Raw genomic sequence first — 25,060 nt, forward strand, 5'->3', positions numbered from 1 at the left:
CGACAAAGGGACAAGGTTATCATGCGTACATTCAATCGCCTGCTCCTCACTGGCTTGATTGCACTCGCTCCGATGGCTGCCATGGCGGCAGACAGCGCCCCTTCGGGCGATCCGGAAGTTACCATTCGCACGGAAGGCGACAGAACCATCCAGGAATACCGCCAAAACGGTTTCCTGTACGCAATCAAGGTCACGGTAAAGGGTGCCCCGCCCTATTTCCTGGTGCGCGCGGACGGAACTGACGCGAACTTCATCCGCTCTGACCAGCCGGATATGCTGATCCCGTCATGGAAGATCTTCGAATGGAAATGATTTCTTAACTTCAATTGGCGCCGCGCACCGCGGCGCCCGTACTGGCAGTTTTAACCATGTCTGTGTTTACCCCCCTGGCTCGGCCCGAGCTGGAAACCTTTCTCGCCCCTTACGGGCTCGGCCGCCTGCTTGATTTCCAGGGGATTGCCGCTGGTAGTGAAAACACCAATTTCTTTATCAGCCTGGAACAGGGCGAGTTCGTCCTGACCCTGGTTGAGCGCGGCCCTGTCGCGGAAATGCCATTTTTCATCGAGTTGCTCGACGTACTCCACGACGCCGACCTGCCGGTGCCTTATGCCCTACGCACCACCGACGGCGTAGCCCTGCGCACGCTGGCCGGCAAACCGGCGCTGCTGCAGCCGCGCCTGGCCGGCAAACACATCAAGGACGCCAACGCCCAGCATTGCTCCCAGGTCGGTGACCTGCTGGGCCACCTGCACCTGGCCACCCAAGGTGAGAAGGTGCTGGAACGCAAGACCGATCGCGGGCTGGATTGGATGCTCAGTGAAGGTGCACAGCTGATTTCGCACCTGAACCACGCACAACAACGCCTTCTGCAGGACGCATTGACCGAGATCGAAGCCCACAAAGCCGGGATCCTTGCCTTGCCGCGCGCCAACGTGCATGCCGACCTCTTCCGCGACAATGCGATGTTTGAAGGCACGCATCTCACAGGCCTGATCGACTTCTACAACGCCTGCTCCGGTCCGATGCTGTACGACGTGGCAATCGCCCTGAATGATTGGTGCTCGGATGCGCACGGCGTGATTGATGGGCCGCGCGCCCGAGCGCTGCTGGGCGCCTACGCGAGCCTGCGGCCGTTTACCGCCAGGGAAGCGGAACTCTGGCCGACCATGCTGCGCGTAGCGTGCGTGCGGTTCTGGCTGTCGCGCCTGATCGCCGCTGAATCATTTGCCGGCCAGGATGTGTTGATTCACGACCCAGCGGAATTCGAGCGTCGGCTTATGCAGCGTCAGCAAGTCACTGTCCAACTGCCGTTCGCCCTCTAAGCGCAAAAAATGTGAGAGGGGGCGTGCCCCCTCCCATGGGTTGATGCGTAGTGCCGGCTTTCAGAGCGACTCCAGGCACCCCGCCAGATCATTGCCCAATTTCTCCAGTACCTGCTCGTAACCCTGCGCCGTGGCCGGCGTGTAGCCCCCCAATGCATCCAGCTCCGCCAGCTTCACCGGCAGGCCTGCCACCAGCGTCTCAGCCAGGCGCGGACGCAATGGCGGCTCACTGAACACACACGTCTTGCCCACTTCCTGCAAACGCGTACGCATTGCCGCAACGTGCTGGGCGCCCGGCTGAACTTCGGCAGCCACGCTGAATACGCCGGCGTGCTTGAGCCCGTAGGCGTCTTCGAAGTAATCAAAGGCTTCATGGAACACGAAGTAAGGTTTGTCGCCGATTGACGCCAAGCGCGCCTTCAACCGCGCATCCAAAGCATCCAGACGCTCATCGAAGGCTTTCACGTTACTTTGATAACGTGCGGCATTGGCCGGGTCGGCAGCGCTGAGATCAGACGCCATGCGTGCCGCGATCACGCGCGCGTTTACTGTCGACAACCACAAGTGCGCATCCAGGCTGCCCGGGCGGTGATCATGGTCATGTTCGTCGGCCTCATCAGCGTGAGAGTGGCTATCTTCGGCAAAACGACGCAGTTTCATGCCTGGAAGGTCCTGCACGGCCACGGTCGGCAGGTTGCGCCCCTTGAGCACGCGCGGCAGGAAGCTCTCCATGTCCGGACCGATCCAATACAGCAGGTCCACCGACTGCACGCGCCGTACGTCGGATGGGCGCAAGGCATAGTTGTGCGGCGATGCGCCAGGCGGCAACAACACCTCCGGGATCGCTACGCCATCCTGCACAGCGGCGGCAATCAGCTGCAACGGCTTGATACTGGTCAACACTTTGACCTCTGCCTGAGCAGCCCCGGCAACGAACAAACTGGTGACAAATACGACAAAAACGGGAAAAAGTCGGAACACGATGACCACTCGATGGCGTAGGAACGGGTAACATAATAACGTCTCTATCAAATGTCTGTCGCCGCCCATGCCTAAAACACCGCTTGCCAGCCGTCCCCACGACCACTCCCACTGCGTGCATACCGCGCTGTCGGAAGCCGACACCCTGTGTGCGCAGAAAGGCTTGCGCCTGACCGCTTTGCGTCGTCGGGTGCTGGAGCTGGTGTGGCAGAGCCACAAGCCGCTGGGCGCCTACGACATTCTTGGCGTGCTCAGCGAGCAGGACGGCCGCCGCGCCGCACCACCTACGGTTTACCGTGCGCTGGATTTCCTGCTGGACAACGGCCTGGTGCATCGCATCGCGTCCCTCAACGCCTTTGTCGGCTGCAGCCATCCGGAGCACGCGCATCAGGGGCAGTTCCTGATCTGCCGCGAGTGCCACGCCGCCATCGAGCTTGAACAGAAAAGCATCAGCGACGCCATCATCCAAAGCTCCGCCGACGTCGGCTTCAAGGTTGAAGGGCAAACGGTCGAAGTGGTCGGGCTCTGCTCGGGTTGCCAGGGGGCTTGATGAGCAACGCGTTAATCCGCCTGGAGCAGGTCGCAGTCACGTTCGCCGGGCAAAACGTACTGGATAACATCGCACTGAGCGTGGAACCCGGGCAGATCGTCACCCTGATCGGCCCGAATGGCGCGGGCAAGACCACCCTGGTGCGTGCCGTACTCGGTTTGCTCAAGCCCGACAGCGGCCGCGTATGGCGCAAACCCAAGCTGCGCGTCGGCTACATGCCGCAGAAGCTGCACGTCGACCCGACGCTGCCCCTGTCCGTACTGCGCTTTCTGCGCCTGGTACCGGGTGTCGACCGTGCCCGCGCACAGGCTGCGCTCAGGGAAGTCGGCGCCGAGCAGGTCATCGACAGCCCGGTGCAGAGCATCTCCGGCGGCGAAATGCAGCGCGTATTACTGGCCCGCGCACTGTTGCGCGAGCCCGAATTACTGGTGCTGGATGAGCCTGTACAAGGCGTCGACGTCGCTGGCCAGGCCGAGCTGTACCGCCTGATCACCCGCCTGCGCGACCGCCATGGCTGCGGCGTGCTGATGGTGTCGCACGACCTGCATCTGGTGATGAGCACCACTGACCAGGTCGTCTGCCTGAACCGCCATGTGTGCTGCTCCGGCCACCCGGAACAGGTCAGCGGCGATCCGGCGTTCGTCGAGTTGTTCGGCAATAACGCCCAGAGCCTGGCGATATACCATCACCATCACGATCACGCTCATGATTTGCATGGCGCTGTCGTGGATGATCCCGCCAAACCTCATACCCACGTCCATGGAGATAGCTGCAAGCATGGCTGATTTTCTGCTCTACGCCCTGCTGGCAGGCTTGGCTTTGGCACTGGTGGCGGGCCCGTTGGGCTCGTTCGTGGTCTGGCGGCGCATGGCCTACTTCGGCGACACCTTGTCCCACGCCGCCCTGCTGGGCGTCGCCCTGGGCTTTTTACTGGATGTGAGCCCGACCATCGCCGTCACCGTAGGCTGCCTGCTACTGGCAGTGCTGCTGGTAACCCTGCAACAGCGCCAGCCGCTCGCCTCCGACACGCTACTGGGCATCCTGGCGCCGAGCACCCTGTCCCTGGGCCTGGTGGTGCTGAGTTTCATGCACGAAGTTCGCATCGACCTGATGGCCTACCTGTTTGGCGATTTACTGGCGATCAGCCCGGGTGATCTCGCATGGATACTGGGCGGCAGCGCGGCCGTACTGGTTTTACTGGTGGCCCTGTGGCGTCCGTTGCTGGCAATTACGGTGCATGAAGAACTGGCCACGGTGGAGGGTTTGCCGGTGCCGGCCCTGCGCATGGCCCTGATGTTGTTGATCGCGGTGGTGATTGCTGTTGCGATGAAGATAGTCGGCGTATTGTTGATCACGTCGCTGCTGATCATTCCCGCCGCCGCCGCCCAGCGCCACGCCCGCTCTCCCGAGCAGATGGCCATAGGCGCCAGCCTGCTGGGGATGCTGGCAGTGTGCGGGGGCCTGGCACTGTCTTGGTTCAAGGACACGCCGGCAGGACCGTCGATTGTTGTAACGGCGGCCGCCCTGTTTCTGCTGAGTTTTGTCCTGCCCCGTCGAGGGGTGTAGACTTGCTCGCTTTTTGCGCAATTAGAGAGTCGCAGGAATGAAGCCGTTCAACTCCCGTTATCTGCTCCTTGCCGCATTTTCCCTGCTGCTGGGCGCCTGCCAAAGCACACCGCCGGCCGCTCCCGATGCTCCGGATGCGCGTGCTACGGCCATCGCGCAACTGGAGCAAAACCTGGCCAGCAGTGAACTGGCCACCGCTGAGGATCAGCTCGCCGCATTGCAGGCACAGTCGCCTGATGACCCGGCTCTGGAACCTTACCAACGCCAATTGGCCGAAGCCTATCTGCAACGCAGCCAGATCGTGCTGCAAAAGGGTGACGTCAACGCCGCCGCCACGGCACTGAGCCGCGCACGTGCGCTGATGCCTAAGGCGCCTGCACTGACAGGCGGCGTAAACAGCGCCATCAGCCACGCCCGCAAAGCCGAACTGGAAAAAGCCGAAGCCGCCCTGAAAGCCGCTGAAACCAAGCCTGCCGCCAAAGTCATCGACCCGGCCGCAGAAAGCACCACCGTGGCGCTGAACCTCACCGATATAGAAGAACTTCGCCACCAACTGGATGCGATCGCCACCGACCTGGTGAATTACCAGTGCGACGTGAGCATTCAAGTGCCGCGCACCCAGGATTACCCATGGCTGGCCACATTGCTCACCAAACGGGTTAAGCGAATTGATTCGGGATATGACCTGAAGATTCACCGGCAGATTTTGAAGAACATTGCCGCGCAGGTTGTGCTGATTCCACGCAAGACGCAGTAAAAGCATCGGGAGCGACCCCGTCCCACACGTGAAGATAATTACATTCAAGTGCGGACGGGCTCGCTTCCGATAGCGATCCGACTAACAGCAGATCACTTAAGCCGGAATAGCCTTGGCCTTCGGCTCACGCTCCCACACGCGATGCTGGGCAATCGCCGCGAAGAAGGCCTTGAAGGCCTTGGCATCGGCTCCAACGATCAACCCCGCATCCACTTCAAGCTTGAGCAGGTCCAGCAATGGCTTGGCATCACCGGCAACGGCAATTGCCTTCAGATGCTTGTATGCCTCCAACAGGAAGTGCAACGCGACGCCATCCCCGCTCAGCGCCTTGATCGACTCTTTACCGCCAGGGACAAACACTGCGTCAAACGCAATAGATGGCATGCCTTCCATCGACGCATCCACCGCCAGGCTCTTGCCATCAGCGGTCTTCACCGGCGCCGAAGTCGGCCCGAGCAACTTGGCGTGTGCACCTTCGGTTTCCAGCGCCGCCTTCAGCGTCGCAATCGCCGCGCCATCCACACCGTTAGCCGCAAGAATCGCGACTTTGCGCGTCTTGATATCGCCCGACAGCAGGTTCACCTGGCTCAACGCGGGCGACACTTTCAACGACGTCTCACGCGGCGGCACCGTGCCTTTGGTTGGCGCCGGCAGACCCAGGTTCTGCGCGACGCGCTTGGCCAGTTCCAAATCGATATTGGCCAGAATCTCATTGACTTGGCGAGCACGAATGAACTCACGTTCCACCTTGCCCAACTCGAAGCTGTAAGCCGCGATGATGTGCTCTTTTTCGTGATGGCTCATGCTGTGGAAAAACAGCGTGGCTTGCGAGAAATGATCACCAAACGACTCGCTGCGCTCACGTACCTTGTTGGCGTCCACGCGCTCGTAATAGGTCTCGAAACCGCCATCCTGGGCCGCCGGAGGTGTTTCTTTCGGCCAACCACCATCAATCGAATTCGGTTCGTACGCGGCGCGGCCCTTGTCGATCACGGTACGGTGCTGAGCATCGCGCTGGCCATTATGGAAAGGCGTGACCGGGCGATTGATCGGCAGCTCATGAAAATTCGGACCACCGAGTCGGCTGATCTGGGTATCCGTGTAGGAAAACAGACGGCCTTGTAGCAACGGATCGTTGGTGAAGTCGATACCCGGCACGATATGGCCTGGGCAAAACGCGACCTGTTCGACTTCAGCAAAGAAGTTGTCCGGGTTGCGGTTAAGCACCATCTTACCCAGCGGCGTAATCGGCACCAGCTCTTCGGGGATGATCTTGGTCGGATCGAGCAGGTCGAAGTCGAACTTGTGTTCGTCCTCTTGCGCGACGATCTGTACACCCAATTCCCACTCAGGGTAGTCACCGCATTCAATCGCTTCCCACAGGTCGCGACGGTGGTAATCGGTATCTTTGCCCGCAAGCTTTTGCGCTTCGTCCCACACCAGCGAACACGTACCCACTTTAGGGCGCCAGTGGAACTTCACGAAGCTCGACTCACCATCGGTATTGATCATGCGGAAGGTATGAACGCCAAAGCCCTGCATGGCGCGCAGGCTTTTTGGAATAGCGCGGTCGGACATTGCCCACAGCACCATATGCGCCGATTCCGGCTGGAGCGAGACAAAATCCCAGAACGTATCGTGGGCCGAGCCGCCGGTGGGAATCTCGTTGTGCGGCTCAGGCTTCACGGCGTGCACGAAGTCGGGAAACTTAATGGCGTCTTGTATGAAAAACACCGGCATGTTGTTGCCCACCAGATCGAAGTTGCCTTCGTCGGTGAAGAACTTCACGGCGAAGCCGCGCACGTCACGTACCGTATCGCCCGATCCACGCGGACCTTGAACGGTGGAGAAACGCGCAAATACCGGGGTTTTATGCTCAGGATTACGCAGGAACCCGGCCTTGCTCAGCGCCGAATGGTTTTCATAAGTCTGGAAATAACCATGGGCACCGGTACCACGGGCATGCACGATGCGCTCCGGGATACGTTCATGGTCAAAATGCGTGATCTTTTCACGCATGATGAAGTCTTCCAGCAGCGACGGACCACGGGCGCCGACTTTCAGGGTGTTCTGGTTATCGGCAATCTTCACGCCCTGGTTGGTGCGCAGGGCCTGGCCAGTGGCGTCCGAGCGAAACTCCTCCAAAGCCTGCAGCTTGGCGTTGGTGTTGCCACGGTCCAAGGTATCGGTCCCCGCAAGTTCACTCTTTGGCGGGGTGACTGGCTTTTTAGTACTCATCAGGCAAAAACTCCTTCTTAAGTGGCCAGAGCGATCCCTGGCTCTTCTAGAACAATCCCCAGGCACGGCACCTCAGGATTTCGAATTGCTTAAGTAGTGACTGATACCTTTTTTCACCGTTCCCTTTTTATGACCTTTGATCGCGTTATTGCCAAATCGCTGGTTGAATACGAAATAAATGCTAAGAAACGCTATACGGACAGGCTAAAATGCGCGCCCGGCTAACCGCTGATCCCTTTTCCATGCGCCCCACAAGGTTCGCTACGTGATCGAGTTTCATAACGTCCATAAAACCTACCGCGTCGCCGGTAAGGAAATCCCCGCCCTGCACCCCACCAGCCTGCGCGTCGAAAACGGCCAGGTATTCGGCCTGATTGGCCACTCCGGTGCGGGCAAAAGCACGCTGCTGCGCCTGATCAACCGCCTTGAGCAACCCAGCGGCGGCCAGATCAATGTCGACGGTGAAGAAGTCACTGCCCTGGATGCCAACGGCCTGCGTCGCTTCCGCCAGCAAGTCGGGATGATCTTCCAGCACTTCAACCTGCTGGCTTCCAAGACCGTCGCCGATAATGTGGCGCTGCCGCTGACCCTTGCCGGCGAACTGTCGCGCAAGGAAATCGACCTGCGCGTGGCCGAGCTGCTCGCCCGCGTCGGCCTGTCGGACCACGCCAAGAAGTACCCGGCGCAGTTATCCGGTGGCCAGAAGCAACGCGTCGGCATCGCCCGCGCCCTGGCCACCAAGCCGAAAATCCTGCTGTGCGACGAAGCCACCAGTGCACTCGACCCGCAGACCACCGCCTCGGTCCTGCAACTGCTGGCCGAGATCAACCGCGAACTGAAGCTGACCATCGTGCTGATCACCCATGAAATGGATGTGATCCGTCGCGTATGCGACCAGGTCGCCGTGATGGATGCCGGTGTGATCGTCGAGCAAGGCTCGGTGGCCGATGTGTTCCTGCACCCTCAGCACCCGACCACCAAGCGCTTCGTGCAGGAAGCTGATCAGATCGATGAAAGCGAGCAACGTGATGACTTCGCTCACGTGCCGGGTCGTATCATTCGCCTGACGTTCCAAGGCGAAGCGACCTACGCGCCGCTGCTGGGCACCGTCGCCCGTGAAACGGGGGTGGACTACAGCATCCTTGCCGGTCGTATCGACCACATTAAAGAGACCCCCTACGGGCAATTGACCCTCGCTGTCACTGGCGGTGACATGGAAGCCGCGTTCGCGCGCTTCACCGCTGCCGACGTTCATATGGAGGTGCTGCGCTAATGGACGTTTTCCTGAGTTTTTTTGCCGACATCGACTGGTCCGAAATCTGGCTCGCCACCGGCGATACCATGACCATGCTGTTCGGTTCGCTGTTCTTCACGGTCGTGCTGGGCCTACCCATGGGTGTGCTGCTGTTCTTGACCAGCCCACGTCAGCTATTCGAACAGAAAGGCTTGTACGCCTTTCTGTCGCTGATCGTGAACATCCTGCGTTCGCTGCCGTTCATCATCCTGTTGATCGTGATGATTCCATTAACCAAACTGATCACTGGCATATACATGGATGAGGCCACCACGCTGGGCGTTGCGGGCGCGATTCCACCGCTGGTTATCGGCGCCACACCATTCTTTGCACGCCTGGTAGAAACCGCACTGCGTGAGGTGGACCGAGGCATCATCGAGGCCACGATGTCGATGGGCGCAACGACGCGCCAGATCATCACCAACGCCCTACTGCCCGAAGCACGCCCCGGCATTTTCGCGGCCATTACCGTGACCGCGATTACACTGGTGTCCTACACGGCGATGGCCGGCGTGGTCGGTGCCGGTGGCCTGGGCGACCTGGCGATCCGTTTCGGTTACCAGCGTTTCCAAGACAATGTAATGGTGGTCACCGTGGTGATGCTGGTGATCCTGGTGCAAATTCTGCAAACCGTCGGCGACAAGCTGGTGGTGCACTTTTCTCGAAAATAACGGCCATTGCCGGCCTCGCCGGCACATGCCCGAACAAGGAGCTTGCTGGATGAAAAAACTACTGGTTGCTTTCGCCGCCGTTGCCGCGTTTTCCGCCCATGCTGCCGAGACCCTCACGGTCGCCGCATCGCCAGTGCCGCACGCGGAAATCCTCGAATTCGTGAAGCCGGCCCTGGCCAAAGAAGGCGTGGACCTGCAGGTGAAAGTCTTTACCGACTACGTGCAGCCAAACGTGCAAGTGGCTGAAAAGCGCCTGGACGCCAACTTCTTCCAGCACCAGCCGTATCTGGATGAATTCAACAAGGCCAAGGGCACTCACCTGGTGAGCGCCGGCGCCGTGCACCTTGAGCCGCTGGGCGCGTACTCCAGCAAGTACAAAAAGCTGGAAGACCTGCCGGACGGCGCCAATGTGGTGATCCCGAACGACGCCACCAACGGCGGCCGCGCACTGTTGCTGCTGGCCAAGCACAACCTGATCACCCTGAAGGACCCGACCAACATCCTGTCGACCATCAAGGACATCACCGGCAATCCGAAACACCTGAAGTTCCGCGAACTGGAAGCCGCCACCCTGCCGCGCGTGCTGACGCAGGTCGACCTGGCGCTGATCAACACCAACTATGCCCTGGAAGCCAAGCTGGACCCATCCAAGGATGCACTGATCATCGAAGGCAGCGACTCGCCTTACGTGAACATCCTGGTGACCCGCGAAGACAACAAGGATTCGGATGCGGTGAAGAAACTGGTTGCAGCCCTGCACACACCTGAAGTGAAGAAATTCATCGAAGAAAAGTACAAGGGCGCGATCAAGCCGGCGTTCTGATCTGACACCGTAGATCCAAAATGTGGGAGGGGGCTTGCTCCCGATAGCGATAGATCAGTCAGCGTATGCATCGACTGAAACTGCGCGATCGGGAACAAGCCCCCTCCCACATTTGTTTGCGCTGCCTGCTATTTACGCTGCAACAACCCCGGCAACTGCGCTACCAACTTCTGGTTGTTCAACGGCGCCCGAATAAACCCACGCTGCGTACCATCCGGCCCAATCAACGCCAGGTTGCCGCTGTGGTCGACGGTGTAGTTCGGTTTGCTGGTATCGGCCGGGATGAAAGGGATGCTCACGGCATTCGAGACCTTCTGCACATCCTCCACATTCGCGCCAGTGAGACCTTCGAATTGCGGGTCGAAGTAGCCCAGGTACTGCTTGAGCTGGGCGGGTGTGTCGCGGTTCGGGTCGACACTGACCAGAATCACCTGCAATTTATCCACGGCGTCCTTGGGCAGCTCACTCTTGATCTGGCGTAGCTGGGCCAGCGTAGTCGGGCAAATGTCCGGGCAGAAGGTGTAGCCGAAGAACAACAGGCTCCACTTGCCTTTGAGCTCATTGACCACCACTGGCTGACCGTCCTGATTGGTCATCGTCACCGGCGGCAATTGGCGTGCTTGCGGCAGCAGGATGATGCCGGCGTCGATCAGCGCGGTGGGATCGCCCTGGCCTTTGCTGTTCAGCACTTTGTTGACGGTCAGGCCCATGATCAACGCGACGATGGCCACCAGGATAAAGACGGTTTTTTGAGTTCGAGTCATAGGTTCAACAGTAAGTAGTGGTCTACGAGCAGGGCGATAAACAGCAAAAACAGGTACCCGATAGAGTACTTGAAGGTGTTGATCGCCGCGTGCGGCTTGCTGCCACGGTACAGCACCCAGGCCCATTGCAGAAAGCGCCCGCCCAATACCAGCGCACAGGCCAGGTACAGCAGGCCGCTCATATGAATCACATAAGGCATCAGGCTCACCGCCAGCAGGGCGAAGGTATAGAGCAAGATATGCACCTTGGTGTAATGCTCGCCGTGGGTAACCGGCAGCATCGGGATATCGGCCTTGGCGTATTCCTCCTTGCGGTGAATGGCCAGGGCCCAGAAGTGTGGCGGGGTCCAGGCGAAAATAATCAGCACCAGCAGCAGCGGCTCGGCGCTGACATGCCCGGTGACCGCAACCCAACCCAACAACGGCGGTGCAGCGCCGGCCAGGCCACCAATGACGATATTCTGCGGCGTCGCACGCTTGAGAAAGCCCGTATAGATCACCGCATAGCCGAGCAGCGAGGCCAACGTCAGCCAGGCCGCCAATGGATTGGTAAACACCAGCAGCAGGGCCAGGCCCGCAACCGCCAGAAACAATGCGAACGCCAGCGCCGCGAGAGGCGACACGCGCCCTTCGGCCAGCGGCCGTTTATGGGTACGCGCCATCAGCGCGTCGATCCGCCGATCCACCACATGGTTGACCGCCGCCGCGCCACCGGCACACAGGGCAATGCCCAGGTTGCCAAATACCAGCACCGTCCACGGCACACCCGCACGGGTGGCGAGGAACATCCCCACCAGGGACGTGATGAGCATCAGCACCACCACCTTGGGCTTGGTCAGCTCCAGGTAGTCACGCCAGATCGCCTGATCGTGACGTGCGCCGATCAAGGTCGCCATGGCATTTCTCCCTTGAGGGTAATGAGGCCCGACACGTGTTTGCGTGGAATGAAGCGCCAACCGAACGGCAACTGATTACGTACCCGGACCAGGCTGGTACGCGCGTGGTAATTGACCAGCACCAGCGTCAGCAACAGCGCCGCGCCGCCCGCGTTATGCGCGACGGCCACCGGCAACGGCAGATGAAAAAACACATTGCTCAGGCCCAGGCTGATTTGCGCCGCCAGGACGATCAGCAGCAAGCCCGCCAGCCGGGTCATGCCCACGGCGCGCAACTGCCAGGCCAGGCCCAGCAACGCCACGGTGACGATGATCGCACCGATACGGTGGGTGAGGTGGATGGCCGTGCGCGCCTCGCTATCAAGCTGCCCGCCCAGGTAATTGGGGCCGATGTGCTGGGTCAGATGAAAACCGTTGGCAAAGTCCGCCGCCGGCCACCATTGACCGTGACACGTCGGCAGGTCGATACAGGCCACCGCCGCATAGTTGGAACTGACCCAACCGCCCAGCGCAATCTGCCCGATCACCAGCACCAACCCCGCCGTCGCCCAATATTGCAGGCGCCTGGGCACGATCAAGGCGGGCAGCACACCGGACAAGCGCAACGTCAGCAGAAACAGCAGGCTCAAGGTCGCAAAGCCGCCCAGCAGATGGCCCGTGACCACCTGCGGCCACAGCTTCAACGTCACCGTCCACATTCCGAATGCCGCTTGGGCGAACACCACCGCGAGCAAGAACAGCGGCAATTTCACCGGCTGGCCAGGGTCACGTCGATGGCTCCATGAACGCGCCGCCAGCAGCACAATCAGCAAGCTCAACGTGCCGGCAAAGTAGCGATGAGTCATTTCAGCCCAGCCTTTGCCTGCCTCCACTGGTGTATCGGGAAAATGCAGCTCGGCATGGGCCAACTGGGCTTCGGTCTTGGGCACACTGATAAAGCCATAGCAACCCGGCCAGTCCGGGCAACCCAGGCCGGCATGGGTCAGGCGGGTATAGGCGCCCAGCAGTACGACCAGCAGCGCCAGCAAGGTGGCAAACAACGCGAGGCGAAATCCAGGTTTGGCCATGACGATGCCCTTATCCGATGTTCGACAGTTTCAGCAGCAGGCGCAGGTCGTTGAGCAGGTCCTTGCCCTTGACCTTGGCGTCGTAGCGCAACACCAGGTTGCCATGGGGATCGACGATCCACAGTTGCGCATCGCCCGGTGCAGCGGCCTCTTTGGTGAAGGTTGACAGGTCCAGCGCATAACGTTGCAGTTGCGGGTACTCGGCCTTGAGCTTGGCCTCGTATTCAGCGCTCATAGGCTGGGCACTGGCGAGGGCGTGGCTGGCGCGGGAAGCATCGCGCCCCAGGCTGATTTGCAGCTGGCGTGCGAGGTACACCAGTTGCCGGCAATCGGCGGCGCAGGTGGCGGGCGCGGTGACCAGCAGTTGCCAGCGCTGCTCATCCGCCTGCACGCCGATGTCGGCGCGCGTCTGGCCGTTGCCGATCATTTCACCGTGGTAGCTGCGACTGTCCGGCACCCAGAACTGCAGCTTGTACATGAAGGTGGCGAGCGCCATCGGGCCGATCACCATCATCAGAATCAACATCAGCTGCCAGCGGCCTTTGCGCCGGTCAGGCGCTTCAGACATGTTGGGTGGATTCATGGCCGCTCCCATGGGACTTCTCCTTTTTGTTGTGCCATCCGAGGTAGAGGTAAAGCGCCAGCAACGCCAGTGCCATGGCGAACCACTGCACGGCGTACCCCAAGTGTTTTTCCGGGCCCATGGCGACCACCGCCCAGGTGGTGTCGTACGTACCGGGACCGGGTTCGGCGCGCAGCTCGTAGGCAAAACCGTTGCGACCCAACTCCGCCCATAAGGCATCCGGGTGCAGGGCAGTGAGCAGGCGTGGCCACTGGCTGGTCGCTGGGTCGGCATGCAACTGGAAGGTTTCGCCCGGGGCGACGTACACCCAGGCGTCCAGATTCAACGGTTGTTCAGGCGTCGTGAAAAGCGGTGGCGTGCGCCGGTCCGGCCAGGGCAGCCAGCCGCGATTGAGCAGCAACCACAGGCCACTGGCCTGGTCATGAAACGGTTGCAGCAGTTCCACGCCTGCGCGGCCGTCACGCATGCGATTGTCGAGCAGCACGCTGTGTCCGGCGTCAAATTGACCGCGCAGGCGCACCCGGTAAAAAGCGGGATCGGTCATGTCACTGAGCTGCACACTGCTGATCGGCTCGGCCACGCGCCGCTCGGCATAACGGTCCACCAGCAGCTGTTTTTCATGACCGCGAGCCAACTGCCAGAACCCCAGGCCCACCATCAACGGCAGCAGCACCAGCACCACCAGTGTCGGCGCAATACCGGGACGAAAGCGCTGAATGGCACTGGCTATACTGGTTTTCATCACCCCTCCCGCTATAGCCCTGGAGCCAGACCATGCTCAAAGCCGCCATTGCCCTGATGCTGATCGCGACTGTCGTGAGCCTGTTCAGTGGCTTGTTCTTTCTGGTCAAGGACGAGGGCAACTCCAATCGCCTCGTCACGGCCTTGACCGTGCGTGTCGTACTGGCCGCGATCACCGTAGGCCTGATCGCCTGGGGCTTTTTCAGCGGCCAGCTGGTTTCTCATGCGCCGTGGTAAGCGCCTCACAGCACATAAACGAAGAAAAACAGGCCGATCCACACCACATCCACAAAGTGCCAATACCAACTGGCCGCCTCGAAGCCGAACTGGTGCTCGGCATTGAAATGCCCACGCAGGATGCGCATCAGCATCACGAACAGAATGATGGTGCCAATGGTCACGTGGGCACCGTGAAAGCCCGTGAGCATGAAGAAGGTTGCGCCGTACACGCCCGAGCCGAGGGTCAGGCCCAGTTCTTTATAGGCGTGCATGTACTCCTCGGCCTGGAAGCCCAGGAACGCCCAACCCAGCAGCACGGTGAGCGCCAGCCAGATCTTCAGCGGGCCACGGTGGCCCTTACGTAACGCATGGTGGGCGAGGGTGATGGTCACGCTGGAGCTGACCAGCAGGATCGTGTTGACCAGCGGCAAACCCCACGGGCTGATGGTGCCTTCCGGTGGCGGAAAGAGTTTCGGGTCCGGGTTATTGAGCAGCGGCCAAGTGAACTGGAAATTCGGCCACAGCATGTGCGCGATGCCTTTATGGCCCTCACCTCCCAGCCATGGGCCGGACATGTGCCGTACATAAAACAGTGCACCGAAGAAGGCGATAAAGAACATCACTTCGGAAAAGATGAACCAGGTCATGCCCCAGCGAAACGAGCGGTCCATCTGCGAGCTGTACAAACCGGCGCGACTTTCCTTGATCACCGCACCAAACCAGCCGAACAGCATGTAGGCCAGCAGCAGGCCACCGACGAAAAAGATCCACGGCCCGTGGGACTCCGGGCGTGCCGCTTTGAGGTCGTTGAACCACACGCCCAGGCCGTACACCGTGATCAACATGCCAAACGTGGCAATTATGGGCCATTTGCTTTGTGCTGGTACGTAGTACGTATCATGAGACGACATGTATTCGCTCTCCTGATTGAGGGGGCAAACAGTAGCTAGCCGCCGGTATGGACGGCCACCGGCGGTTGGCGCGCAGTGATATCAAACAGCGTGTACGCCAGGGTCAAATGCTTCACATCCTTGGGCATCGCCTGGTCGACAATGAAGCGCACCGGCATCTCGATACGCTCGCCCGGCTGAAGCACCTGCTGGGTAAAGCAAAAGCATTCGGTCTTATGGAAATACATCGCCGCTTCAGCCGGCGAAATGCTGGGCACCGCCTGAGCGGTCATGGCTTTGTCGGTAGGGTTGTAGGCCACGAACAGCATCTCGGTGACCGCACCCGGGTTGACCACCACCTCGTCGGCCTTGGAGTGAAACTCCCAGACCATGTCGATCGCGTTGGTGGAGAGGAACTGCACGCGTACCTGGCGCGTCGGGTCGACTACTTGCTCGCCCTCGTACTGCCCGGCGGTCTTGCCGTTGATGCCGAACGCCTTGCACATCACGTCGTAGATCGGCACCAAGGCGAAGCCGAAGGCAAACATCGCCACCACCAGGATCAGCAGGCGGGTGACCAGGCGCCTGATGGGCACGGACTCAGCCATGACGACCACCCAATGTGGGAGGGGGCCTGCCCCCGATAGCGATTTCACAGCCAATGATGATGCCGCCTGACACACCGCCATCGAGGGCGAGCACCCTCCCAGATTGACGGTGTTCGCAACGCAACCGGATGTTCATTTCACCTCCGGCGGCGTGGTGAAGGTGTGGTACGGCGCGGGTGAGGGGATGCTCCATTCGAGGCCCTCGGCTCCGTCCCACGGCTTGGCCGGCGCAGGCGGGCCGCCACGGATGCACTTGATCACAATGAACAGGAAGAAAATCTGCGTGGCGCCGAACATGAACGCACCGATGGACGACACCATGTTGAAGTCGGCGAACTGCAGGTTGTAGTCCGGCACCCGGCGCGGCATGCCGGCCAGCCCCACAAAGTGCATCGGGAAAAACGCCATGTTCATGCCCACGAAGGACAGCCAGAAGTGCAGCTTGCCCAGGGTTTCGTCGTACATGTGGCCGGTCCATTTCGGCAGCCAATAGTAGGCCGAGGCGAAGATGCCGAAGATCGCTCCGGGCACCAATACGTAATGGAAGTGCGCCACCACGAAGTAGGTGTCGTGGTACTGGAAGTCCGCCGGAGCGATTGCCAGCATCAGCCCGGAAAAGCCGCCGATGGTGAATAGAATCACGAAGGCCACGGCAAACAGCATCGGCGTCTCGAAGGTCAGCGAGCCTTGCCACATGGTGCTGACCCAGTTGAACACCTTCACTCCCGTCGGCACGGCGATCAGCAGGGTGGCGTACATAAAGAACAACTCGCCCACCAACGGAATACCGACCACGAACATGTGGTGCGCCCATACGATGAATGACAGGAACGCGATGCTGGCGGTGGCGTAGACCATCGAGGTATAGCCGAACAGCGGCTTGCGCGAGAAGGTCGGGATGATCGAGCTGACGGCGCCGAAGGCCGGCAGGATCATGATGTACACCTCGGGGTGGCCGAAGAACCAGAACACATGCTGGAACAGGACTGGATCACCGCCACCGGCCGCGCTGAAGAAGCTGGTGCCGAAGTGGATATCCATCAGCATCATGGTCACGCAACCGGCCAGCACCGGCATCACCGCGATCAACAGGAACGCGGTGATCAGCCAGGTCCAGACGAACAGCGGCATCTTCATCAGCGTCATGCCCGGCGCGCGCAGGTTGAGGATGGTGGCGACCACATTGATCGCCCCCATGATCGAACTGATACCCATCAGGTGGATAGCGAAAATGAAGAACGTCACGCTTTCCGGCGCGTAGGTGGTGGAGAGCGGGGCGTAGAAGGTCCAGCCGAAATTCGGCCCGCCACCCGGGGTGAACAGGGTCGATACCAGCAGCAGGAACGCTGCCGGCAGCAGCCAGAAGCTGAAGTTGTTCATGCGCGGCAGGGCCATGTCCGGGGCGCCGATCATCAACGGGATCATCCAGTTGGCCAGGCCGACAAACGCCGGCATCACCGCGCCGAACACCATGATCAGGCCGTGCATGGTGGTCATCTGGTTAAAGAACGCCGGCTGCACGATCTGCAGGCCGGGCTGGAAAAGCTCGGCACGGATCACCATGGCGAATGAGCCGCCGAGCAGGAACATGGTGAAGGCAAACCACAGGTACATGGTGCCAATGTCTTTGTGGTTGGTGGTCAGCACCCAGCGCATCAGGCCCTTGGCGGGGCCGTGGGCATGGTCGGCATGACCATGGTCGATCACAGTGCTCATGGCCGTTCTCCTGCACGCGAGGGGGCGGATGGGTTGAGGGCATACGCGGTGAGGGCAGTCATTGGCTTTGCGCCTGTTTCAGAGCCAGCACGTCTTTGGGCGTAACCATGTCGCCTTTGTTGTTGCCCCAGGCGTTGCGTTCGTAGGTCACCACGGCGGCGATATCCACTTCCGAAAGCTGCTTGCCGAACGCGGCCATGGCGGTACCGGGCTTGCCGAAGTAGACGCGGTGCAGGTGATCTTCCTTGGGCCCGGTGGCGATCGGCGAACCTTTGAGTGCCGGGAACATCGGCGGCAAGCCTTGGCCTTCGGCCTGGTGACAGGCTACGCAGGTGGTGTGATAAATCTTGTCGCCACGGGCCACCAACTCATCCAGCGTCCACTCCTTGGAGGTCAGTTCCTTCAACTTGGCGGCTTCTGCCTTACGCTCACCCAGCCAAGTGTCGTAGTCGGCCTTGGATTTGACATCGACCACGATCGGCATGAAGCCGTGGTCCTTACCGCACAGCTCGGCACACTGGCCACGGTAGATGCCAGGTTTCTCGATACGGGTCCAGGCCTCGTTGACGAAGCCGGGGATGGCGTCGCGCTTGACCGCAAAGGCCGGCACCCACCAGGAATGGATCACGTCGGCGGCCGTTACCAGGAAGCGCACCTTGGCTCCCACCGGCAGCACCAGCGGCTGATCGACTTCCAGCAGGTAATGCTCGCCTTTGGTGGCCTGGTTATGAATCTGCTCGGCGGGCGTGGCCAGGTTGCTGAAGAACTCCACATCCTGGCCCAAGTACTTGTAATGCCACTTCCACTGATAGCCGGTGACCTGGATATCGATATCCGACTCACTGCTGTCATAGATGTTGATCAGGGTCTTGGTCGCGGGAATGGCCATGGCCACCAGGATCAGGAGGGGCACCACGGTCCAGAGAATCTCCACGGTCGTGCTTTCGTGGAACTTGGCCGCTACCTGGCCCGTCGACCGGCGATGCAGGATCATCGACCAGAACATCGCGCCAAACACGACGATGCCGATCACCACACAAATCCAGAAAATGGTCATGTGCAGGTCAAACACGGCGTGACTGACTTCAGTCGCCCCTGGGGCCATATTCGTTGTCCAGGCGGCGTGCGCCTGGCCGAATACCGACCACAACAGTAGGCCCATCCAAACATGTGGATGTCGCGTCATTGCGGGTTCCCCTTTATGTTTCTTGTTATCCCGCCGGTTTGCACCTGCGGCGAAGGGAGCGGCTTCCATACTGCTTACAACCGCCAGGCCTTGCCTGCTTCATGCAGTTGGGCGTCATCAGCTAATTGCGTACAAACCGAGTATAGACAGCACCTGCAACCCCGCAATGTGTAGGGGCAAATGAACAAAAATCGACGGGCGGGCCCCATAAAACAGGGCACGCAAACGTTTATCCGACAGACGATGGCAATTCGATATAACCGCGGCGCATAACCATGAAATAATTATGACAAATGCATCTTAGGTGCTCGTATAAACGAGCTACCTTATCCTCTCCCTTTTCCTACGCCTGTTTCACTGGAGCCTTCATGAACACCGCCGCATTGCGCGAGCAGATTTCCCTTGCCCATCAACACGAAGCCACTACGGGCCAGCTTGCCCAGCAATTGGAAAAACAATTGCCGCACCTGCATTCGGCCATCTCCCTGGCTGACGGTGATCGCAACATTGTCATGACTCGCTTCGTGACCGCTTACATCGACCTCGTTCCCGACTTGCTGGAAGCCGCCAACGACGTGGCCCGCGAAGCCGGCATTGAAAGCCAGATCAAGCCGGTATTGAAGATCGCCGAGCATTTCTTCCTGCAGCCTCCTGCGATCCTGGCAGGGCATGAGGGTCTCGATGGCCTGCTGGACGAAGCCTATCTGGCGCATCGCTTGGTGGAAGAGGTCAACGATCTGTATATCAAGCACTTCGGCCAACCGTTAATTCCAACCGATACCACAGTCGCCAATTTGATTGCCCATCAACTGATCGGTGAGCAATTCGCCAACCAGCTGGATGAAGCGGTGCATCTGGCGGTGGATGAAATGCTCAACGAAGAGAACTTTGCGCTGGAGTCGGTGGAGGCCTATCGCGAGACACTCAAGAGCCCGGACACGGAAGCGGCGTGGAAACGCTGGCCGTGCCTGTCAAGGCAGTTGGGGGTTGAGCTGTCGCTGGATCAGCCTGCTTAAATTCCAACCCGACGCAGAACACATGTGGAAGGGGCTTGCTCCCGATAGCGATGGACCAGCCGATGTACGAGCTGATTGACCCACCGCCACCGGGAGCAAGCCCCTCCCGCATTTTTTGATACGCTTTTGTCAGGTCATTGGAGGTGCGGAGCCGATCCCCACCGTCGTCCGTACCCGACCTTCCAAACGCCGCTTCAACCCCCGCGCCTCGATCACCAGCCTCGATCCCTTGGCCGCGTTCGCCCGCCCCCATTCCTCCAGCAACTCCAGGCAGGAATGGTCGATATAACTCAGGTTGTTCAGCGGCACGTGCACGGTGGTCCCCGCCGGCACCGTCGACAGTACCTGGGTCAGCATCGGCACCTTCAGGAAGGTCGCCGCGCCGATCAGGCGCAACTCCATCTCGCCGTCTTGCGGCAGGTCGATCAGGCTCACCTTCAACCGTGACGCCTTGAACGCCAGCTTCACCAATGTCAGACCGAAACCCACCAGCACGCCGGTCAGCAGGTCGGTGAAGATGATTGCCAGCGCCGTCGCGGCATAGGTAAACATCGGCATGCGCCCATAACGCCCCAGCGCCTTGAACGCCTTGATGTCCACCAGCTTGATTCCGGTATACACCAACACACCCGCCAGACTCGCCACCGGAATACTCTGCAGTACGCTCGACAGCAACAAGACGAAGGCCAGCAGCCACAAGCCGTGGAACATGGCCGACAGTCGGGTCGTGGCACCGGCTTGCACGTTGGCCGAACTGCGTACGATCACGCCCGTCATCGGCAATGCGCCGACCAGACCACACAGCATGTTGCCCACACCTTGGGCAGACAATTCCTTATCGAAATCGGAGCGCTGACCGCTGTGCATCCGATCAACCGCCGCTGCAGAGAGCAACGTCTCGGCGCTGGCAATAAACGCCACGGCGAACGCAGCAATCAACAACTGCGGGTCGGCCAGGTTCAGCAGGTCACTGGGACGCAGCCAGTCGATGGCGTCGGCAAGGTTTTCCGGGACCTCCACACGCTTGACCTGCAGCGCCAGCATCAGGCTGATAACGGTCGTCAGACCCACACCCAATAACGCGCCGGGAACGAAACGCAGGCTTTGCGGACGTAATTTATCCCACAGATACATCACCAACATCGTCGACAAGCCGAGCAGGCCGGCTTGCCATCCAAGGCCACCGCCGAGGGTTGGAATCGCTTCGCCCAACGCCGCCGGGAAACCTGTCAGGTTAGCCAGCCCCGAAGGTTGGGGCGCGCCGTCGAGCATCACGTGGATCTGCGACAGCACGATCAGCACGCCGATCCCCGCCAGCATGCCGTACACCACCGCCGGCGCCGTCACGCGAAACCAGCACCCCAGGCGCAAGCGACCCGCCACCAGTTGCAGGAGCCCTGCCAGTAGCAAGATCGGCCCCAACATCACCATGCCGTGCTGGCGCACCAACTCGAACACCAACACCGCCAACCCCGCCGCCGGGCCACTGACCTGCAGCGGCGACCCCGCCAACCAACCTACCACCAGCCCACCGATAATCCCGGTGATCAACCCCTTGGCCGGCGGCATGCCGGAAGCGATGGCGATGCCCATGCACAGGGGCAGGGCAACCAGAAACACAACCACGGAAGCGAGCAGCTCCCGCGGCAGTACAGCTTTCAATTGAGCAGCACGCATGATCACTCTCCCGAGCTATTCGCCGGTCGCGGCAAAGCCTGGCTGCATCCATGACAGCCACCGCTTGACCCGGCAGGGAAATGTTTTAGAAGCGCGCTTTAGGCGTCGCGGAAGGAATCGGCTCAGTGCCGTTCAACGGTCGAAATGCCGCATTGTCCGCATCGTAGGCCCGGATTTCGCTGGTCTCGATGTTGTAGATCCAACCATGGATAAACAACTGACCATTGGCCATGCGCGAGGCCACGGACGGGTGGGTGCGCAAATGTTGCAGTTGGGCGATGACGTTTTCTTCGGTCAGCACCTTCATGCTCTCGCCCTCACTGGCGCAGTCGCAGTTGTCATGGACCATAGTCTTGGCGACCTCGGCATGACGCAGCCAGGCTTTGACTGTCGGCATCTTTTCCAGGCTGCCCGGGTTGAGTACCGCGCGCATGGCACCACAATCGGAATGCCCGCACACGATGATGTGCTGCACGCCCAGGGCAAGTACCGCGTACTCGATGGCGGTGGAAACACCACCGTTCATCTGGCCGTAGGGCGGCACCACGTTGCCGACGTTACGGGTCACGAACAGGTCGCCTGGGGAGCTTTGGGTGATCAGCTCGGGCACGATGCGCGAGTCGGCGCAGGTAATGAACATCGCCCGTGGGCTCTGGGCCGTGGCCAGTTTCTTGAAGAGTTCTTCCTGCTGCGGGAAGACGTCGTGATGGAAATGCAAAAAGCCGTCAACGATATGCTTTAGCGCTGCATCGGCGGATTCCGCCACCTGAGGCGCTGAAGCCGACGCAGCCAACGGCTGTTTATCCTTGTCACTCATGATTCATCCTCTTGATTAATGCAGGGGAGGTAGTCAGGTCAGATCGACGCTAGGCAGTAAAACTCCTACAGCTGCGACGCAGACTTATCAGTCACTCGCGGAACAAGGTACCCATCGAAACTTAACTCAAACTGAATGGACCGCTCTAGAACGCGGGTTTCATTGATATCAAAACGCGACTATTCCTACAAAATCAGTACGACATTCCTAGGCAGCCTAGAGCAGCGCCATTTGTCGCCCCGGTGGGCAGAACGCTGTGCAGTCCAGGTTGAACTCTTCCCGGCGGTTCAACCCCAGCCGCCGGATCGCCTTGCTGAAGCGCTGCGCCAGCAAATCGGCAAACGGCCCTTCGCCGCGCATACGTACGCCGAAACGGCTGTCGTACACCTCCCCACCGCGCACCTGACGCACCAGGCTCATCACATGGGCCGCGCGTTGCGGGTAATGCGCGGCCAACCATTCCTCGAACAGCGGCGCCACCTCCAACGGCAAGCGCAACATCATGTAAGCGGCACTTTGCGCGCCGGCCGCGTGAGCTTCAGTGAGCAGGCTTTCCAGTTCGCTGTCGTTGATCATGGGGATCATCGGCGAACACAGCACACCCACTGGAATGCCCGCCTCACGCATCACACGAATCGCTCGCAACCGCGCCTTGGGCGCCGCCGTGCGCGGCTCCAGGATGCGCTTGAGTTCGTCGTCCAGGCTGGTAAGGCTGATCATCACCGCCACCAGGCGCTGGCGGGCCAGCTCGGTCAAGAGGTCGAGGTCGCGCAATATCAGCGAGCCCTTGGTGATGATGGTCACCGGGTGCCGGTAGCGCAGCAGTACCTCAAGGGTCTGCCGGGTGATCCTGTACTCGCGTTCGATAGGCTGGTACGGGTCGGTGTTGGACCCGAGGTTGATCGGCGCACACACGTAACCCGGCTTCGACAACTGTTGCTCCAGCACATCGGCGGCATTGGTCTTGGCGATCAACCTGGTTTCGAAATCCAGCCCTGGCGACATGTCCCAATAGGCGTGACTGGGCCGTGCATAGCAGTAGATACAGCCATGCTCGCAACCGCGATAAGGGTTGATCGAACGATCGAAGGGCAAATCCGGCGAGTTGTTGCGGGTGATGATGGACTTGGCCGTTTCGATACGCACTTCAGTGCCTTGGGTCGGCGGCACTTCCTGGAACCAGCCGTCGTCCTCGACCACGCTGACGGTGGGCGCAAAGCGGTTGTGCAGGTTGGTGGCCGTACCCCGGCCACGGGGCGGCAGCGCAGTAGACATGAAAACGCCTCGATACTGTTTTTATATACAGTATCGAGGCGCAAGGTTTCTGACCAGTGCCGTTTGGCGGTCAGGGCGGATCAGTTTTTCTTCGTCACCTGCCCCAGGTCATCACCAGAGGTGGTGCGCATATCATTGTGGCGCAGGTTTGCAACGTCGCTGGTCTTCACAGGTGCACCTTTATTACCCCAGCTACCGCGAACGAAACTGACCACATCCGCCACTTCCTGATCCGACAGACGCCAGGCGAAGGCCGGCATGGTGAAGGTGGACGGCGCTGTATGGGTCGCCGGCAAGGTGCCCCCATTCAATACGATGTTGATCAATGACGTGGCATCCGCCGTCTGCAATACCGGGTTGCCTGCCAACGCCGGGAACACCCGCGTATAGCCATGGCCGTCAGTGCGATGGCAGGCCGCGCAGTTGTCGATGTATACCGACGCACCCGGCTTGCTGTCGTCGCCTTTCCACAACGCCTCAGCCACCTGTTTGTCGTACTGGTGCGGCTGATCCTTGGGATCGACCGCCGGCAGGCTCTTGAGGTAACGGGCGATTGCAGTCAGATCATCTTCCGACATGTACTGCATGCTGTGGACTACAACATCACTCATGCCACCAAACACTGCGCTGCGATCACTGCGGCCGGTCTTGAGGAATTGCACCAGTTGCTCTTCGCTCCAACTGCCGAGGCCGTCCTTGTGGTCGCCGCGCAGACTTTTGGCGATCCAGCCTTCCAGCGGTGCACTGCCGGACAGGAACGCGTTGCCGTCGGTGGCACTCAGGGCTTTTTCCTGCATGGTCAGGGCGCGCGGTGTATGACACGCGCCGCAGTGGCCGAGGCCTTCCACCAGATAAGCGCCACGGCTGATCACCGGGTCGGCAGCAGCTTGGGCCACGGATTCCTGCACCGCCGGGGCGAACATCCAACGCCACGCCGTCAAAGGCCAGCGCATGCTCAAGGGCCAGGGAATATCGCTGTCCTTGTTCGCTTGAGCGACCGGCTCGACCCCCTTCATGAAGTACGCATACAACGCCTGCATATCGCTGTCACTGACGCGCGCGTAAGACGGGTAGGGCATCGCCGGGTAAAGCGTACTACCGTTCTTGGCGACGCCATGGCGCACGGCCTTGTCGAAGTCTTCGAAGCTGTAGTCGCCCAAACCAGCCTTGTCCGGGGTGATGTTGGTGGAATAAATCACGCCGATCGGGGTTTCCATCGGCAGGCCGCCGGCAAAGGGCTTGCCCCCCTTGGCGGTGTGGCAGGCCACGCAGTCGCCGGCGCGGGCCAGGTATTCCCCCTGTTTGATCAGATCAGTTTCAGCCGCACTGACCGAGCAACTGCTGAGCAACCCCAGAGAGGCCGTCAGAGAGGCGATAACGAATGCTTTCATGGTCATCGCTCC

At 60.3% G+C, this 25,060-nt stretch carries 26 protein-coding genes; 11 read left to right on the plus strand and 15 right to left on the minus strand.

Annotation, left to right across the window (positions count from 1 at the left end; translation table 11 throughout):
- Positions 1-21 precede the first annotated feature (21 nt).
- Together EXW71_RS12685 and EXW71_RS12690 are read left to right on the plus strand one after the other, a co-directional pair.
- The gene (locus tag EXW71_RS12685; RefSeq protein ID WP_060756492.1) at positions 22-312 is read left to right on the plus strand and encodes a DUF2782 domain-containing protein; all 291 of its coding nucleotides are present in this window, start codon (positions 22-24) and stop codon (positions 310-312) included.
- Positions 313-368: 56 nt separating this feature from the next.
- Positions 369-1,322, plus strand: coding sequence for a homoserine kinase (locus tag EXW71_RS12690; protein ID WP_134661073.1), 954 nt, complete (start codon positions 369-371; stop codon positions 1,320-1,322).
- A 60-nt stretch (positions 1,323-1,382) separates the two neighbouring features.
- Here the strand turns inward: EXW71_RS12690 and EXW71_RS12695 are convergent, their stop codons facing one another.
- A complete protein-coding gene (locus EXW71_RS12695) occupies positions 1,383-2,312 on the minus strand; it encodes a zinc ABC transporter substrate-binding protein (protein ID WP_134661157.1) in 930 nt (309 codons plus the stop codon).
- Between the two features lie 58 nt (positions 2,313-2,370).
- Between EXW71_RS12695 and EXW71_RS12700 the strand changes: the two genes are divergently transcribed.
- The 4 genes from EXW71_RS12700 to EXW71_RS12715 are packed head-to-tail and all read left to right on the plus strand — an operon-like array spanning position 2,371 to position 5,176.
- The gene (locus tag EXW71_RS12700) at positions 2,371-2,853 is read left to right on the plus strand and encodes a Fur family transcriptional regulator (RefSeq protein WP_123716726.1); all 483 of its coding nucleotides are present in this window, start codon (positions 2,371-2,373) and stop codon (positions 2,851-2,853) included.
- A complete protein-coding gene (znuC, locus tag EXW71_RS12705; protein WP_134661074.1) occupies positions 2,853-3,638 on the plus strand; it encodes a zinc ABC transporter ATP-binding protein ZnuC in 786 nt (261 codons plus the stop codon). Before EXW71_RS12700 ends, znuC begins: the two co-directional genes overlap by 1 nt.
- Positions 3,631-4,419, plus strand: a complete 789-nt coding sequence (gene znuB / locus EXW71_RS12710) for a zinc ABC transporter permease subunit ZnuB (RefSeq protein WP_071494781.1) — start codon at positions 3,631-3,633, stop codon at positions 4,417-4,419. Before znuC ends, znuB begins: the two co-directional genes overlap by 8 nt.
- Positions 4,420-4,456: 37 nt before the next feature.
- Complete coding sequence (locus EXW71_RS12715) at positions 4,457-5,176, plus strand: PA5502 family lipoprotein (protein WP_134661075.1); 720 nt, start codon at positions 4,457-4,459, stop codon at positions 5,174-5,176.
- A 96-nt stretch (positions 5,177-5,272) separates the two neighbouring features.
- On the opposite strand, the gene katE is transcribed toward EXW71_RS12715, so the two are convergent.
- Complete coding sequence (katE, locus tag EXW71_RS12720; RefSeq protein WP_134661076.1) at positions 5,273-7,414, minus strand: catalase HPII; 2,142 nt, start codon at positions 7,412-7,414, stop codon at positions 5,273-5,275.
- A 265-nt stretch (positions 7,415-7,679) separates the two neighbouring features.
- On the opposite strand from katE, the gene EXW71_RS12725 reads away from it, so the two are divergent.
- Genes EXW71_RS12725 through EXW71_RS12735 form a run of 3 tightly spaced genes read left to right on the plus strand, consistent with a single transcriptional unit; the run spans position 7,680 to position 10,202 of the window.
- A complete protein-coding gene (locus EXW71_RS12725; RefSeq protein WP_134661077.1) occupies positions 7,680-8,687 on the plus strand; it encodes a methionine ABC transporter ATP-binding protein in 1,008 nt (335 codons plus the stop codon).
- Positions 8,687-9,379 carry a methionine ABC transporter permease gene (locus EXW71_RS12730; RefSeq protein ID WP_134661078.1) on the plus strand — a complete coding sequence of 231 codons (693 nt, stop codon included), beginning with the start codon at positions 8,687-8,689 and terminating at the stop codon, positions 9,377-9,379. The genes EXW71_RS12725 and EXW71_RS12730 overlap by 1 nt, the downstream gene beginning before the upstream one ends.
- 49 nt (positions 9,380-9,428) lie before the next feature.
- Positions 9,429-10,202: a MetQ/NlpA family ABC transporter substrate-binding protein gene (locus EXW71_RS12735; RefSeq protein ID WP_123716720.1), complete on the plus strand. Its 774-nt coding sequence runs from the start codon at positions 9,429-9,431 to the stop codon at positions 10,200-10,202.
- Positions 10,203-10,330: 128 nt separating this feature from the next.
- On the opposite strand, the gene EXW71_RS12740 is transcribed toward EXW71_RS12735, so the two are convergent.
- From EXW71_RS12740 to EXW71_RS12760, 5 genes are read right to left on the minus strand one after another with little or no spacing between them, the layout of a single operon-like run.
- Positions 10,331-10,966, minus strand: coding sequence for an SCO family protein (locus EXW71_RS12740; protein ID WP_134661079.1), 636 nt, complete (start codon positions 10,964-10,966; stop codon positions 10,331-10,333).
- Positions 10,963-11,862 carry a heme o synthase gene (cyoE, locus tag EXW71_RS12745; protein ID WP_123716718.1) on the minus strand — a complete coding sequence of 300 codons (900 nt, stop codon included), beginning with the start codon at positions 11,860-11,862 and terminating at the stop codon, positions 10,963-10,965. Before cyoE ends, EXW71_RS12740 begins: the two co-directional genes overlap by 4 nt.
- Positions 11,850-12,929: a heme A synthase gene (locus EXW71_RS12750; protein ID WP_134661080.1), complete on the minus strand. Its 1,080-nt coding sequence runs from the start codon at positions 12,927-12,929 to the stop codon at positions 11,850-11,852. Before EXW71_RS12750 ends, cyoE begins: the two co-directional genes overlap by 13 nt.
- A gap of 10 nt (positions 12,930-12,939) precedes the next feature.
- The gene (locus EXW71_RS12755; protein ID WP_134661081.1) at positions 12,940-13,524 is read right to left on the minus strand and encodes a hypothetical protein; all 585 of its coding nucleotides are present in this window, start codon (positions 13,522-13,524) and stop codon (positions 12,940-12,942) included.
- Positions 13,490-14,254 (minus strand): SURF1 family protein, encoded by a 765-nt coding sequence (locus tag EXW71_RS12760; RefSeq protein WP_134661082.1) that lies wholly within the window; start codon positions 14,252-14,254, stop codon positions 13,490-13,492. The genes EXW71_RS12755 and EXW71_RS12760 overlap by 35 nt, the downstream gene beginning before the upstream one ends.
- A gap of 32 nt (positions 14,255-14,286) precedes the next feature.
- Here EXW71_RS12760 and EXW71_RS12765 point away from each other — a divergent pair, with 32 nt between their 5' ends.
- On the plus strand, positions 14,287-14,490 hold the full coding sequence (locus tag EXW71_RS12765) for a twin transmembrane helix small protein (RefSeq protein WP_016969525.1): 204 nt from the start codon (positions 14,287-14,289) through the stop codon (positions 14,488-14,490).
- A 5-nt stretch (positions 14,491-14,495) separates the two neighbouring features.
- Here EXW71_RS12765 and EXW71_RS12770 read toward each other — a convergent pair whose 3' ends face one another.
- From EXW71_RS12770 to coxB, 4 genes are all read right to left on the minus strand, one after another.
- Complete coding sequence (locus EXW71_RS12770; RefSeq protein ID WP_134661083.1) at positions 14,496-15,383, minus strand: cytochrome c oxidase subunit 3; 888 nt, start codon at positions 15,381-15,383, stop codon at positions 14,496-14,498.
- Between the two features lie 35 nt (positions 15,384-15,418).
- Positions 15,419-15,970: a cytochrome c oxidase assembly protein gene (locus EXW71_RS12775; protein WP_123716714.1), complete on the minus strand. Its 552-nt coding sequence runs from the start codon at positions 15,968-15,970 to the stop codon at positions 15,419-15,421.
- 132 nt (positions 15,971-16,102) lie between these two features.
- Positions 16,103-17,686 carry a cytochrome c oxidase subunit I gene (gene ctaD, locus EXW71_RS12780; RefSeq protein ID WP_017137901.1) on the minus strand — a complete coding sequence of 528 codons (1,584 nt, stop codon included), beginning with the start codon at positions 17,684-17,686 and terminating at the stop codon, positions 16,103-16,105.
- Positions 17,687-17,744: 58 nt separating this feature from the next.
- Positions 17,745-18,872, minus strand: coding sequence for a cytochrome c oxidase subunit II (gene coxB / locus EXW71_RS12785; RefSeq protein ID WP_123716713.1), 1,128 nt, complete (start codon positions 18,870-18,872; stop codon positions 17,745-17,747).
- A 368-nt stretch (positions 18,873-19,240) separates the two neighbouring features.
- Between coxB and EXW71_RS12790 the strand changes: the two genes are divergently transcribed.
- Positions 19,241-19,888, plus strand: coding sequence for a hypothetical protein (locus EXW71_RS12790; RefSeq protein WP_123716712.1), 648 nt, complete (start codon positions 19,241-19,243; stop codon positions 19,886-19,888).
- A gap of 129 nt (positions 19,889-20,017) precedes the next feature.
- Here the strand turns inward: EXW71_RS12790 and EXW71_RS12795 are convergent, their stop codons facing one another.
- From EXW71_RS12795 to EXW71_RS12810, 4 genes are all read right to left on the minus strand, one after another.
- Complete coding sequence (locus EXW71_RS12795; RefSeq protein ID WP_134661084.1) at positions 20,018-21,565, minus strand: SulP family inorganic anion transporter; 1,548 nt, start codon at positions 21,563-21,565, stop codon at positions 20,018-20,020.
- 85 nt (positions 21,566-21,650) lie between these two features.
- Entirely contained in the window at positions 21,651-22,382 is a 732-nt protein-coding gene (locus EXW71_RS12800; RefSeq protein ID WP_123716710.1) for a carbonic anhydrase, read from the minus strand.
- A gap of 216 nt (positions 22,383-22,598) precedes the next feature.
- Entirely contained in the window at positions 22,599-23,657 is a 1,059-nt protein-coding gene (locus EXW71_RS12805; RefSeq protein WP_134661085.1) for a PA0069 family radical SAM protein, read from the minus strand.
- Positions 23,658-23,737: 80 nt separating this feature from the next.
- Positions 23,738-25,048 (minus strand): cytochrome c, encoded by a 1,311-nt coding sequence (locus EXW71_RS12810; RefSeq protein WP_134661086.1) that lies wholly within the window; start codon positions 25,046-25,048, stop codon positions 23,738-23,740.
- Positions 25,049-25,060 lie beyond the last annotated feature (12 nt).

It is taken from the genome of Pseudomonas sp. BCA17, from assembly GCF_004519405.1.
GTDB lineage: Bacteria > Pseudomonadota > Gammaproteobacteria > Pseudomonadales > Pseudomonadaceae > Aquipseudomonas.

Bases quoted from the DNA above. Each gene is read 5' to 3' on its own strand.
- coxB (WP_123716713.1), bottom strand. From the start codon at position 18,872: ATGACGCGACATCCACATGTTTGGATGGGCCTACTGTTGTGGTCGGTA.
- EXW71_RS12700 (WP_123716726.1), top strand. From the start codon at position 2,371: ATGCCTAAAACACCGCTTGCCAGCCGTCCCCACGACCACTCCCACTGC.
- katE (WP_134661076.1), bottom strand. From the start codon at position 7,414: ATGAGTACTAAAAAGCCAGTCACCCCGCCAAAGAGTGAACTTGCGGGG.
- EXW71_RS12760 (WP_134661082.1), bottom strand. From the start codon at position 14,254: ATGAAAACCAGTATAGCCAGTGCCATTCAGCGCTTTCGTCCCGGTATT.
- EXW71_RS12790 (WP_123716712.1), top strand. From the start codon at position 19,241: ATGAACACCGCCGCATTGCGCGAGCAGATTTCCCTTGCCCATCAACAC.
- EXW71_RS12715 (WP_134661075.1), top strand. From the start codon at position 4,457: ATGAAGCCGTTCAACTCCCGTTATCTGCTCCTTGCCGCATTTTCCCTG.
- znuB (WP_071494781.1), top strand. From the start codon at position 3,631: ATGGCTGATTTTCTGCTCTACGCCCTGCTGGCAGGCTTGGCTTTGGCA.
- EXW71_RS12740 (WP_134661079.1), bottom strand. From the start codon at position 10,966: ATGACTCGAACTCAAAAAACCGTCTTTATCCTGGTGGCCATCGTCGCG.
- EXW71_RS12755 (WP_134661081.1), bottom strand. From the start codon at position 13,524: ATGGGAGCGGCCATGAATCCACCCAACATGTCTGAAGCGCCTGACCGG.
- EXW71_RS12770 (WP_134661083.1), bottom strand. From the start codon at position 15,383: ATGTCGTCTCATGATACGTACTACGTACCAGCACAAAGCAAATGGCCC.
- EXW71_RS12765 (WP_016969525.1), top strand. From the start codon at position 14,287: ATGCTCAAAGCCGCCATTGCCCTGATGCTGATCGCGACTGTCGTGAGC.
- EXW71_RS12795 (WP_134661084.1), bottom strand. From the start codon at position 21,565: ATGCGTGCTGCTCAATTGAAAGCTGTACTGCCGCGGGAGCTGCTCGCT.
- cyoE (WP_123716718.1), bottom strand. From the start codon at position 11,862: ATGGCGACCTTGATCGGCGCACGTCACGATCAGGCGATCTGGCGTGAC.
- EXW71_RS12685 (WP_060756492.1), top strand. From the start codon at position 22: ATGCGTACATTCAATCGCCTGCTCCTCACTGGCTTGATTGCACTCGCT.
- EXW71_RS12805 (WP_134661085.1), bottom strand. From the start codon at position 23,657: ATGTCTACTGCGCTGCCGCCCCGTGGCCGGGGTACGGCCACCAACCTG.
- EXW71_RS12750 (WP_134661080.1), bottom strand. From the start codon at position 12,929: ATGGCCAAACCTGGATTTCGCCTCGCGTTGTTTGCCACCTTGCTGGCG.
- EXW71_RS12775 (WP_123716714.1), bottom strand. From the start codon at position 15,970: ATGGCTGAGTCCGTGCCCATCAGGCGCCTGGTCACCCGCCTGCTGATC.
- EXW71_RS12800 (WP_123716710.1), bottom strand. From the start codon at position 22,382: ATGAGTGACAAGGATAAACAGCCGTTGGCTGCGTCGGCTTCAGCGCCT.
- znuC (WP_134661074.1), top strand. From the start codon at position 2,853: ATGAGCAACGCGTTAATCCGCCTGGAGCAGGTCGCAGTCACGTTCGCC.
- EXW71_RS12690 (WP_134661073.1), top strand. From the start codon at position 369: ATGTCTGTGTTTACCCCCCTGGCTCGGCCCGAGCTGGAAACCTTTCTC.
- EXW71_RS12730 (WP_134661078.1), top strand. From the start codon at position 8,687: ATGGACGTTTTCCTGAGTTTTTTTGCCGACATCGACTGGTCCGAAATC.
- EXW71_RS12810 (WP_134661086.1), bottom strand. From the start codon at position 25,048: ATGAAAGCATTCGTTATCGCCTCTCTGACGGCCTCTCTGGGGTTGCTC.
- ctaD (WP_017137901.1), bottom strand. From the start codon at position 17,686: ATGAGCACTGTGATCGACCATGGTCATGCCGACCATGCCCACGGCCCC.
- EXW71_RS12735 (WP_123716720.1), top strand. From the start codon at position 9,429: ATGAAAAAACTACTGGTTGCTTTCGCCGCCGTTGCCGCGTTTTCCGCC.